This is a genomic window from Planomonospora corallina, assembly GCF_042650625.1.
Classification (GTDB): domain Bacteria; phylum Actinomycetota; class Actinomycetes; order Streptosporangiales; family Streptosporangiaceae; genus Planomonospora_B; species Planomonospora_B corallina.
This window is the reverse complement of sequence record NZ_JBHSBM010000012.1, coordinates 109,859-120,843: the sequence shown is the minus strand read 5'-3', so window position 1 is coordinate 120,843 and position 10,985 is coordinate 109,859. Positions and strand designations below refer to the sequence as shown.

Here is a 10,985-nt window from a genome sequence, read left to right as displayed (position 1 = left end):
CCGGGGAAGACCGCCGAGGGGTCAGCTCTTCTTCGCGTCGGAACGCTTGAAGATCTTGTTGCCCAACCAGACCAGCGGGTCGTACCTGCGGTCGACGACGCGCTCCTTCATCGGGATCAGCGCGTTGTCGGTGATCTTGATGTGCTCGGGGCAGACCTCGGTGCAGCACTTGGTGATGTTGCAGTAGCCGAGGCCGTGCTCGTCCTGGGCGGAGTCCTTGCGGTCCACCACGTCGTAGGGGTGCATGTCCAGCTCGGCGATCCGCATCAGGAACCGGGGCCCGGCGAAGGCGGGCTTGTTCTCCTCGTGGTCGCGGATCACGTGGCAGACGTTGTTGCACATGAAGCACTCGATGCACTTGCGGAACTCCTGGCTCCGCTCGACGTCGATCTGCTGCATGCGGTACTCGCCCGGCTTCACGTCGGACGGCGGCGTGAAGGACGGGATCTCCCGCGCCTTGGCGTAGTTGTACGAGACGTCCGTGACCAGGTCCTTGATCACCGGGAACGTCCGCATGGGCGTCACGGTGATCGTCTCGTCCTCCGCGAAGGTGGACATCCGGGTCATGCAGCCCAGCCGGGGCTTGCCGTTGATCTCCATCGAGCAGGACCCGCACTTGCCGGCCTTGCAGTTCCAGCGGACGGCCAGGTCGGGGGCCTGGGTGGCCTGGAGCCGGTGGATGATGTCGAGGACGACCTCGCCCTCGTTCACCTCGACGGTGAAGTCCTCCAGCCTGCCCTCGCCGCCCTCGCCCCGCCAGACGCGGAACCTCGCCTTGTAGCTCATGGCTTTACTCCTTGACCAGCGAGTCGAAGTGGGCCAGTTCCTCTGCGGTCATGTACTTCTCCAGCTCGCCCCGGTCGAACAGCGCGAGCAGGTCCTCGCGCATCGAGGGCTGGACCTTCTCCTCGACGGTCACCGTCGAGCCGTCGGCGGAGGCGCCGCAGACCAGGAGCCTGCGGCGCCACTCGGGCGACATGGAGGGGAAGTCGTCGCGGGTGTGCCCGCCGCGGCTCTCCTCCCGCAGCAGCGCCGCCCTGGCGACGCACTCCGAGACCAGGAGCATGTTCCGCAGGTCGAGGGCGAGGTGCCAGCCGGGGTTGTAGACCGTGCCGCCCGGCGCGCCGACGTTGCGCGCCCGCTCCTTGAGCTTCTTGACCGCCTCCAGGGCCTCGGTGACCTCCTCGGCCTTGCGGATGATGCCGACGAGCTCGTTCATCGTCCGCTGCAGCTCGTGGTGGACCTCGTAGGGGTTCTCGCCCGAGCGCTCCAGCGGGGCCAGCGCCTCGGCCCGCGCCGCGGCGACCGCCTCGTCGCGGACCGCGGGCCGGCCGGCCAGCCGGTCGATGTACGCCGCGGCCCCGGCGCCCGCCCGGCGGCCGAACACCAGCAGGTCGGAGAGCGAGTTGCCGCCGAGCCGGTTGGAGCCGTGCATGCCGCCGGAGACCTCGCCGGCCGCGAACAGGCCGGGCACGGAGGCCGCCCCGGTGTCCGCGTCGACCTCGACGCCGCCCATGACGTAGTGGCAGGTCGGGCCGACCTGCATCGGCTCGGCGGTGATGTCGACGTCGGCCAGCTCCTTGAACTGGTGGTGCATCGACGGCAGCCGCCTGATGATCTCCTCGGCGGGCAGGCGGGTGGAGACGTCGAGGTAGACGCCGCCCTGCGGTGAGCCGCGCCCGGCCTTCACCTCGGCGTTGATGGCGCGGGCCACCTCGTCCCGGGGGAGCAGCTCCGGGGGACGCCGGTTGCCGGCCTGGTCGGTGTACCAGCGGTCGGCCTCCTCCTCGGTCGTGGCGTACTGCTTCTTGAAGACCTCGGGGATGTAGTCGAACATGAAGCGCCGGCCCTCGGAGTTGCGCAGTACGCCGCCGTCGCCGCGGACGGACTCGGTGACGAGGATGCCGCGCACGGAGGGCGGCCAGACCATCCCGGTCGGGTGGAACTGGATGAACTCCATGTTGATGAGCTTCGCCCCGGCCAGCAGGGCCAGCGCGTGGCCGTCCCCGGTGTACTCCCAGGAGTTGGAGGTCACCACGTAGGACTTGCCGATGCCGCCGGTGGCCAGCACGACCGCCGGGGCCTCGAACAGCAGGAGCCGGCCGTTCTCCCGGCGGTAGCCGAAGGCGCCGGCGATCGCCCCGCCCGGGCCGTGGGCGGGGCCGTCGTCCTTCAGCAGGCGGGTGATCGTGCACTCGGCGAAGACCTTGATGAACGCCTCGGCGTCGCCGTGCAGCCGCTCGTCCTCCTGCTGGAGCGCGACCACGCGCTGCTGGAGGGTGCGGATCATCTCCAGGCCGGTGCGGTCGCCGACGTGCGCCAGACGGGGGTACTCGTGCCCGCCGAAGTTGCGCTGGCTGATCTTCCCGTCCTTGGTCCGGTCGAACAGCGCGCCCCAGGCCTCCAGCTCCCAGACCCGGTCCGGGGCCTCCTTGGCGTGCAGCTCGGCCATCCGCCAGTTGTTGAGGAACTTGCCGCCGCGCATGGTGTCGCGGAAGTGCACCATCCAGTTGTCGGCGCTGTTGACGTTGCCCATGGCCGCGGCCGCGCCGCCCTCCGCCATGACGGTGTGGGCCTTGCCGAACAGCGACTTGCAGACGATCGCGGTGCGCTTGCCCTGCTGCCGGGCCTCGATGGCCGCCCGCAGCCCTGCCCCGCCGGCGCCGATGACGACGACGTCGTATTCGTGACGCTCGATTTCCACAGTGATCCTTACGCGAACGGGAAGGCGACGATGCCCTTGGCGACCAGCCGTACGTAGAGGTCGGCGCCCATGACGGAGAACATGGAGGCCAGCGCCAGCTCCTGGTGCTTGGCGTTGAGCTTGGAGACGAAGGTCCAGGCCCTGTACCGGGCGGGGTGCCGGGAGAAGTGGTTCAGCCGTCCGGCGGTGATGTGCCGGCAGGAGTGGCACGAGAGCGTGTAGGCGACGATCAGGGCCGCGTTGACGATCAGGATCCACGAGCCGAGCCCGTTCGGCTTGGCGACGAGGGCCTTGACCGCGTCGTAGGTGAGGATCGCGCCGATCAGGATCGCGGCGTAGAAGAAGTAGCGGTGGACGTTCTGCAGGATGAGCGGGAAGCGGGACTCACCGGTGTACCTGCCGTGCGGCTCACCCACGCCGCAGGCCGGGGGGGAGAGCCAGAAGCCCCGATAGTACGCCTTGCGGTAGTAGTAGCAGGTGAAGCGGAACCCCGCGGGCAGGGCCAGGATGAGGAAGCCCGGCGGCAGGGTGTACCAGTCGCCGAACGGCGCCCAGCCGAACAGCCGGGCCCCCTCCGGGCAGCTCGTCGCCAGGCACGGGGACGTGAACGGCGCGTGGTAGGGCGACACGTAGTAGTCCGTGTCGAAGATCGCCCAGAAGCTGTAGACGAGGAAAGCCGTGAAGATGAGGAAGGTGACCAGCGGGTACCGCCACCACTGATCGGTCCGGAGGGTGCGCTCCCGAAGCTGCGCGCGTTGCCTTCTGGCCGGGCTGTCGGCCGTTGTCTGGGTCATCGGTGACCTCTCCACCTCCCGCGGACCCTGCTCGCGAGGGGGTCCGGGTCGTTTCAGTTGTGGCCACGCGCGCCGAGCCGCCGCGGCGGCTCTTACGGGCGCGCGCCTGTCGGTGGGGGATACGTTACGACGGGACCCGGGAATTGTGTGAGAAGCATCACTCACATTTTCATGCTGAAAGTGTGATTCCCGTCACTCCAGCCTGACGGGACGGGCCGCTCAGTCGGCGGAGGGCAGCTTCACCACGGTCACGAAGAAGTCGTCGATCCGGCGGACCACGTTGATGAACTGGTCGAAGTCCACCGGCTTGGAGACGTAGGCGTTGGCGTGCAGGTGGTAGCTGCGCAGGATGTCCTCCTCCGCCTCGGAGGTGGTCAGCACGACGACCGGGATGCGGCGCAGGCTCTCGTCGCTCTTGATGTCCTGCAGGACCTCGCGGCCGTCCTTGCGGGGCAGGTTGAGGTCGAGCAGGATCAGGTCGGGCCGGGGCGCGTCGGCGTACTCGCCCTCCCTGCGCAGGAAGGCCATGGCCTGCTCGCCGTCGTTGACGACGTGCAGCTTGTTCCGGACCTTGTTGAGCTCGAACGCCTCCTTGGTCAGCAGGATGTCGCCCGGGTCGTCCTCGACCAGCAGCACGTCGATCCAGCGGTACTCATTCATGAGGCTCTCCTGGAGGAAGGGTCCAGCGGAACGTCGTCCCGCGGCCGGCCGTGGAGTCCGGCGGACGACCGCCGTCCGGCTCGCCGTTGTCCACCCAGATCCGCCCGCCATGGTATTCGACGATCTTCTTGCAGAGCGCCAGTCCGATCCCGGTGCCCTGGTAGGCGTCGCGGCCGTGCAGCCGCTGGAAGATCAGGAAGATCCGGTCGGAGTACTTGTCCTCGATGCCGATCCCGTTGTCGGAGCAGGAGAACTCCCACATGTCCCCGGCCCGGCGGACCCCGATGTGCACCCGGGGCGCCTCCTCGGACCGGAACTTGACGGCGTTGCCGATGAGGTTCTGGAAGAGCTGGGTGAGCTGGGCGCGGTTGCCGAGCACCACGGGCGGCTCGTCCCAGGTCACCGTCGCGCCGCTCTCCTCGATCTGCGTGGCGAGGTTCTCCAGCGCCTCCGCCAGGGGCGCGGACGCGTCGAGGGGGACGCGCTCGCCGCCGATCCGGCCGACCCGGGAGAAGTCGAGCAGGTCGCCGATGAGCGCCTGCATGCGCTTGGCGCCGTCGACCGCGAAGGAGATGTACTGCCTGGCCTGCTCGTCCAGGTGCCCGCCGTAGCGCTGCTCCAGCAGCTGGGTGAAGCTGGCCACCTTGCGCAGCGGCTCCTGCAGGTCGTGGCTGGCCACGTAGGCGAACTGCTCCAGCTCGGCGTTGGAGCGCCGCAGCTCGGCGGCGTGCTCGGCGAGCTGCTCCTGCGCCTGGGTGGCCCGCAGCCACTCGGAGACGATGCGCCGGCGCATCGCGTCCACGTGGCCGGAGAGCTCCGCCAGCTCGGCCGGGCGCTCGACGTGGAGCCGGTGCTCGAAGTCGCCCTGGGCGACGGCCCTGACCTGCCCGGTGAGCGTGGCCACCGGCCGCAGTACGGCGTGCCGGACGATGAGCGCGAAGCCGGCCGCGCTCAGGGCCAGGACGGCCGCCATCGCGCCGAGCGCGGCGTAGAGCATCTGCCAGCCCCGCTCCAGCCGGCCGGTCGCCTCCGTGTGCAGCGCGGTGAGGTGGCCGCGCAGCCCGGCCAGCGCGGACTGGACCGCGTGGAAGCGCTCGGTGCCGGTCCGCGCGCGCTCCTCGGCGGCGGGATCGTCCTCCTCGGGGGGCGGGCCGGCGGTGACCGCGTCGCCGTACTCCCGCCGCCAGGTCCCGGCGGCGGCCCGGAGCGTGCCGAGCTCGACGCGGACGGCCGGGCCCTCGGGCATCCGGGGGACCAGGCGTTCGAGCGCGGCGAGGGCCGCGGCCTCCGCGGCGACCGCCTCGCGGTAGTCGTCGCGGAGCTCGGTGTCGCCGGTGCCGGCGTACGCGCGCGCCGCGCTGGTCTGCGCGGTGAGCGCCTCGGACAGCTCCAGCACGCGCAGGGTCGCGGGGTCGATGACCTCGACGAGCGTCTCCCTGGCCTCGCTGGTGCGGGCGACCGAGCCGGCGGTGACCGCGATGACGGTGGCGGAGGCCAGCGCGGCGGCCGTGCCGGCGATCAGGAACCAGCGTCCCACCGGCAGCCGTCCGGTGCCGCTCGCCGTGGGGGAGGAGAGCGGCCGCGGGCGGGGGAGGGCGCTCACGGTCAGGTGTCCCGGGCGGTCCCGGAGATCAGCACGGTGGCCAGGTCGTCGTTGAGCGCCTCTTCGTTCAGCTCGATCACCCGTTCGATGAGCCGGTCGAGGTGGACGCCGCCCTGCTCGCCGACCAGCCGGAGCAGGCCCTCGGTGCCGAGCAGGTCGGGGCCGCCGCCCACGGTGGCCTCGATCAGGCCGTCGGTGTAGAGCAGGACGGACCAGCGGCGGCCGAGCGGCACGTCGATGGGGGTCCAGTCCACGTCCGGGAAGATCCCCAGCGGCGGCCCGGAGGGGGTGCCCGGCACGACCTCGACCGCGCCGTCGCGGATCAGCACGGGCGGCGGGTGGCCGACGACGTGCAGACGGGCGTGGGAGAGGGAGGGGTCGACCGTCATCGTGCACAGGGTGGTGAAGATCTCGGCGGACTTGCGCTCGAGGCGGAGCACCGAGTCGAGCGTGCGCAGCACGTCGTTGCCGGTGTGCCCGGCCAGGACCAGGGTCCGCCAGGCGATGCGGAGGGAGACCCCCAGCGCGGCCTCGTCGGGGCCGTGCCCGCAGACGTCGCCGACCACCACGTGCACCGCCCCGTCGGGGCCCTGCACGGTGTCCCAGAAGTCGCCGGCGAGCAGGGTCCGCTGCCGGCCGGGCAGGTAGCGCGACTCGTGGTGGAGGTCGCCGTCGTTCAGCACGGGGACCGGGAGCAGGCCGCGCTCCAGGCGGGAGTTCTCCTTGGTGACGAGCTCGGCCTCGACCAGCTTGCGCTGGGCCATGTCGGCGCGTTTGCGCTCCATGGCGTAGCGGACCGCGCGCACCAGGAGGCGGGCGTCGATGTCCTGTTTGACGAGGAAGTCCTGGGCGCCGGCGGAGACCGCCTCGACCCCCACGTGCGAGTCGTTCAGGCCGGTCAGCACGAGCACGGCGGCGTGCGGGGCCATCGCCAGCACCTGCTCGAGGGCCTCCAGGCCGCTGGCGTCGGGGAGCGAGAGGTCGACGAGCACGCAACGGACCTCGTCGGTCAGACGGACCATGCTCTCCGCCAGGCTGCGCACCCAAATGATCTTTGGGGGGTTCTCGGCCTGGTTGAGCAGCTCCTCCACGAGGAAGGCGTCACCCGCGTCGTCCTCGATGAGGAGGAGCGTGAGTGTTTCGTTGGGAGGGGCGGTCACTGACGCCTCTTAGGGTCGGGGGATCCGTTAACCCTATGAGAATAGTGCGCGGGTCCCGATGGTGCAGTTACATGATCGGAACGAGCCGGTTTCAGGGGGCCCGGCCCTCTCCGAGCAGCTCGACGCCCGCCGGGAGGCTGCCGTCGTGGGCGGCCTCGGCGAGGAAGAACAGCAGGGTCGCGCGGAACGCCTGGGCGGCACGGGTGGGTTCGACGTCCTTGCGGTGGGCCAGGGCGATGGTGCGGCGGAGCCCGGGCGGCGCCAGCGGGGTCCCGGCCAGGCCGGGGCGCCCGTCGAGCACCATCGAGGGGACGAGCGCGACGCCCAGTCCCGCCTCCACGAAGCGGAGCACGGCGTCCATCTCCCCGCCCTCCACGGCGAAGCGCGGCTCGAACCCCGCCTGGCGGCACGCGCTGAGCGTGGCCTCCCGCAGGTCGTAGCCGCGCCGGAACATCACCATCGGCCGTCCCCGCAGCTCCTCGATCCGCACGTACGGCCGGCGCGAGCGCGTGGCGGACGGGGCGGCCACCACCAGGTTCTCGCGGAGGATCTCCTCGGTGACCAGGGAGGGGTCGTCGCTCTGCAGCGGCAGGATGATCAGCGCCAGGTCGAGCTGGCCGCGGGCCAGGGCGCGGACCAGGTCGCGGGAGCCGCCCTCCTCCACCAGCAGCTCGATGCCCGGGTAGGCGCGGTGGAAGCGGGCCAGCGCGTCGGCCATCAGCCCGGCGCAGAGCGAGGGGGTGGCGCCCAGCCGTACCCGGCCCCGGCGGAGCCCGGCCAGCTCCCCGATCTCCCGCCGGGCGGTCTCGGCGTCGGCGATCATGCGGCGGGCCAGCGGGAGCAGCGCCTCGCCGGCGGCGGTGAGGGTGACGTTGCCCCGGGCGCGGCTGAGCAGCGGCGCACCGAGCTCGGCTTCCAGGGCCTTGATCTGCTTGCTCAGCGACGGCTGTGCGACGCGCATCCGCTCGGCTGCCTGGGTGAAGTGCCGGGCCTCGGCGACCGCCACGAAATAGGCCAGTTGCTGGAGCTGCACGCTTCCCTAGCGTAGGGACCCCTCCGGCGCGGCGCCGGACCGCCCTCCCGGTGGGGGCGGTGAGAGGAGCGGCCCCGCCGCCGCATAACATGCCGATGTCGGGACTGCAACGGGGTCGTGATGGAAGGTGTGAGATTACTCGCACTTGCTGACAGCGTGTCAGTACGCGGGGCCCGGCAATGCAGACGTAATAGCCGACGGCTATGGAAACCACGCCCATGATGACTTGGACGTGACCAAAGTCCTTTTCTTAACGTCAGGGCCGTGACTGCCATTGATGGGCGCGGAACGTCCACCGCGCCGATTGCCCCCCAAGTGAAGCCAGTGACGCCGCAGAGGACCCCCCGGAAGACGGCGCCCGGCCGCAGGCCCGGGTTCCTCGGTTCCTCCAGCGGCAGGAAGGCCGTGATGGCCGTCACGGGCGCCGTCCTCGTGATCTATCTGGTCCTGCACATGGCGGGTAACCTCAAGATCTTCTCGGGTGCCGAGTCGTACAACGCCTACGCCGGGTTCCTGCGCACCATGGGCGAGCCGGCGGTCCCCTACCGGACCGTGCTGACCGTCATCGAGGTCGTGCTCGCCGTCAGCGTCGTGCTGCACATGTGGGCGGCGATCACGCTGGCCCGCCGGGCGGGCAAGGCCCGGCCGGTCAAGTACGCGGCCAGGCGTAAGTCGCAGGCGAACGGCTACGTCGCGCACATCATGCGCTGGGGCGGTGTCACCATCGCGCTGTTCGTGGTCTGGCACCTGCTCGACCTGACCTTCGGCACGGTGAACCCGGCCGGTGCCGGCGGCACGCCGTACGAGCGCATGGTCCAGGGCTTCGCCCCCGAGCGGTGGTGGGTCACCCTCTTCTACGCCGTCTCCGTCGTGATGGTCGGCCTGCACCTGCGGCACGGCCTGTGGAGCGCGTTCCAGACGCTCGGCCTGGCCGGCGGCCGCAACTACCGCCCGCTGCGCGCGACGGCCGCGGTGATCTCCGCGGTGCTCGTCCTCGGCTTCCTGGTGGTCCCCTTCTCGATCATGATCGGAGTCGTCAAGTGAGCGAGCGAGCCGACGAGCACAACAGCGCCACGAACGTGGCCGACGAGGGAGGACGCGTGAGCGAGCTCTACGCCGAGGGCGAGCCGATCCGCGACACCAAGGCTCCGGCCGGTCCGATCGAGGAGCGCTGGGAGAAGCGGAAGTTCAGCGCCAAGCTGGTCAACCCGGCCAACAAGCGCAAGATGCACATCATCGTGGTCGGCACCGGCCTGGCCGGCGGCTCGGCCGCCGCGACCCTCGGCGAGCTGGGCTACAACGTCACGTCGTTCTGCTACCAGGACTCGCCCCGGCGCGCGCACTCGATCGCGGCGCAGGGCGGCATCAACGCGGCCAAGAACTACCGCGGTGACGGCGACTCGATCTACCGGCTGTTCTACGACACCGTCAAGGGCGGCGACTTCCGCGCCCGCGAGTCGAACGTCTACCGCCTGGCCCAGGTCAGCGTGAACATCATCGACCAGGCCGTGGCGCAGGGCGTGCCGTTCGCCCGCGAGTACGGCGGCCTGCTCGACACCCGCTCCTTCGGCGGCGCCCAGGTCTCCCGGACCTTCTACGCCCGCGGCCAGACGGGCCAGCAGCTGCTGCTCGGCGCCTACCAGGCGCTGGAGCGGCAGATCGCGGCCGGGACCGTGAAGATGCACACCCGCCACGAGATGCTCGACCTGATCATCAGCGACGGCCGGGCGCGCGGCGTCATCGTCCGCGACATGGTGACCGGTGAGATCGAGCGGCACCTCGCCGACGCGGTCGTGCTGGCCAGCGGCGGCTACGGCAACGTGTTCTTCCTGTCCACCAACGCCAAGGGCTGCAACACCACGGCGATCTGGCGGGCGCACCGGCGCGGCGCCTACTTCGCCAACCCGTGCTACACGCAGATCCACCCGACCTGCATCCCGGTCAGCGGCGACTACCAGTCGAAGCTGACCCTGATGTCGGAGTCGCTGCGCAACGACGGCCGCGTCTGGGTGCCGAAGAAGGGCGGCGACACCCGCAAGCCCGCCGACATCCCGGAGGAGGAGCGCGACTACTACCTGGAGCGCATCTACCCGGCCTTCGGCAACCTGGTCCCGCGTGACATCGCCTCCCGGGCGGCCAAGAACGTCTGCGACGAGGGTCGCGGCGTCGGCCCCGGCGGGCTGGGCGTCTACCTCGACTTCGCCGACGCGATCAACCGGCTCGGCCGCGACGCGGTGGAGAAGAAGTACGGCAACCTCTTCGAGATGTACGAGCGCATCACCGGCGAGGACCCGTACACCCAGCCGATGCGCATCTACCCCGCCGTGCACTACACGATGGGCGGCCTGTGGGTGGACTACGACCTGCAGTCCACGATCCCCGGCCTGTTCGTGGTCGGCGAGGCCAACTTCTCCGACCACGGCGCCAACCGCCTCGGCGCGTCCGCGCTGATGCAGGGCCTGGCCGACGGCTACTTCGTGCTCCCGACCACGATCGGCGACTACCTCGCGAACGGCCCCTACGGGGAGGTCGACGAGGCGGCGGTGGCCGAGGCCGAGACCGCGGTCCGCACCAAGATCGAGAAACTCCTCTCGGTCAACGGCACCCGCACCCCCGACTCCTTCCACCGCGAGCTCGGCAAGCTCATGTGGGACTACTGCGGCATGGAGCGCACCGAGGAGTCGCTGCGCAAGGCGCTGGACCGGATTCCGGAGCTGCGCGAGGAGTTCTGGCAGAACGTCAAGGTCTCCGGCACCGCCGAGGAGCTCAACCAGGTGCTGGAGCGAGCCGGGCGGGTCGCGGACTTCTTCGACCTGGCCGAGCTGATGTGCATCGACGCCCTGCACCGGACCGAGTCCTGCGGCGGCCACTTCCGCGCCGAGTCGCAGGACGCCGACGGCGAGGCGCTGCGCGACGACGAGAACTTCGCCTACGTCGCGGCCTGGGAGTACGGCGAGCAGGGCCCGGTCCTGCACAAGGAAGCCCTGGAATACGAGTACGTCAAGATGACCCAGCGGAGCTACAAGTGAGC

At 70.6% G+C, this 10,985-nt stretch carries 9 protein-coding genes; 2 read left to right on the top strand and 7 right to left on the bottom strand.

All coding sequences use genetic code 11. The annotated features are described in order from the left end of the window. Window positions 1–21: 21 nt before the first annotated feature. From ACFOWE_RS08540 to ACFOWE_RS08510, 7 genes are all read right to left on the bottom strand, one after another. Window positions 22–786 carry a succinate dehydrogenase/fumarate reductase iron-sulfur subunit gene (locus ACFOWE_RS08540; RefSeq protein ID WP_377286614.1) on the bottom strand — a complete coding sequence of 255 codons (765 nt, stop codon included), beginning with the start codon at window positions 784–786 and terminating at the stop codon, window positions 22–24. 4 nt (window positions 787–790) lie between these two features. Next, window positions 791–2,704 (bottom strand): fumarate reductase/succinate dehydrogenase flavoprotein subunit, encoded by a 1,914-nt coding sequence (locus tag ACFOWE_RS08535; RefSeq protein WP_377286613.1) that lies wholly within the window; start codon window positions 2,702–2,704, stop codon window positions 791–793. 8 nt (window positions 2,705–2,712) lie between these two features. After that, window positions 2,713–3,498, bottom strand: a complete 786-nt coding sequence (locus tag ACFOWE_RS08530) for a hypothetical protein (protein WP_377286611.1) — start codon at window positions 3,496–3,498, stop codon at window positions 2,713–2,715. A gap of 219 nt (window positions 3,499–3,717) precedes the next feature. Further along, window positions 3,718–4,158 carry a response regulator gene (locus ACFOWE_RS08525; RefSeq protein WP_377286610.1) on the bottom strand — a complete coding sequence of 147 codons (441 nt, stop codon included), beginning with the start codon at window positions 4,156–4,158 and terminating at the stop codon, window positions 3,718–3,720. After that, window positions 4,151–5,761, bottom strand: a complete 1,611-nt coding sequence (locus tag ACFOWE_RS08520) for a sensor histidine kinase (RefSeq protein ID WP_377286609.1) — start codon at window positions 5,759–5,761, stop codon at window positions 4,151–4,153. Before ACFOWE_RS08520 ends, ACFOWE_RS08525 begins: the two co-directional genes overlap by 8 nt. A 2-nt stretch (window positions 5,762–5,763) precedes the next feature. Beyond that, on the bottom strand, window positions 5,764–6,921 hold the full coding sequence (locus ACFOWE_RS08515) for a PP2C family protein-serine/threonine phosphatase (protein ID WP_377286607.1): 1,158 nt from the start codon (window positions 6,919–6,921) through the stop codon (window positions 5,764–5,766). Between the two features lie 91 nt (window positions 6,922–7,012). Next, window positions 7,013–7,954 carry a LysR family transcriptional regulator gene (locus ACFOWE_RS08510; RefSeq protein WP_377286606.1) on the bottom strand — a complete coding sequence of 314 codons (942 nt, stop codon included), beginning with the start codon at window positions 7,952–7,954 and terminating at the stop codon, window positions 7,013–7,015. A 264-nt stretch (window positions 7,955–8,218) separates the two neighbouring features. Between ACFOWE_RS08510 and ACFOWE_RS08505 the strand changes: the two genes are divergently transcribed. After that, window positions 8,219–8,998, top strand: a complete 780-nt coding sequence (locus ACFOWE_RS08505) for a succinate dehydrogenase cytochrome b subunit (RefSeq protein WP_377286604.1) — start codon at window positions 8,219–8,221, stop codon at window positions 8,996–8,998. A 56-nt stretch (window positions 8,999–9,054) separates the two neighbouring features. After that, window positions 9,055–10,983 (top strand): fumarate reductase/succinate dehydrogenase flavoprotein subunit, encoded by a 1,929-nt coding sequence (locus ACFOWE_RS08500; protein ID WP_377286786.1) that lies wholly within the window; start codon window positions 9,055–9,057, stop codon window positions 10,981–10,983. Window positions 10,984–10,985 lie beyond the last annotated feature (2 nt).

Coding starts and splice junctions, on each gene's coding strand:
- ACFOWE_RS08530 (WP_377286611.1), bottom strand. CDS start 3,498: ATGACCCAGACAACGGCCGACAGCCCGGCCAGAAGGCAACGCGCGCAG.
- ACFOWE_RS08525 (WP_377286610.1), bottom strand. CDS start 4,158: ATGAATGAGTACCGCTGGATCGACGTGCTGCTGGTCGAGGACGACCCG.
- ACFOWE_RS08540 (WP_377286614.1), bottom strand. CDS start 786: ATGAGCTACAAGGCGAGGTTCCGCGTCTGGCGGGGCGAGGGCGGCGAG.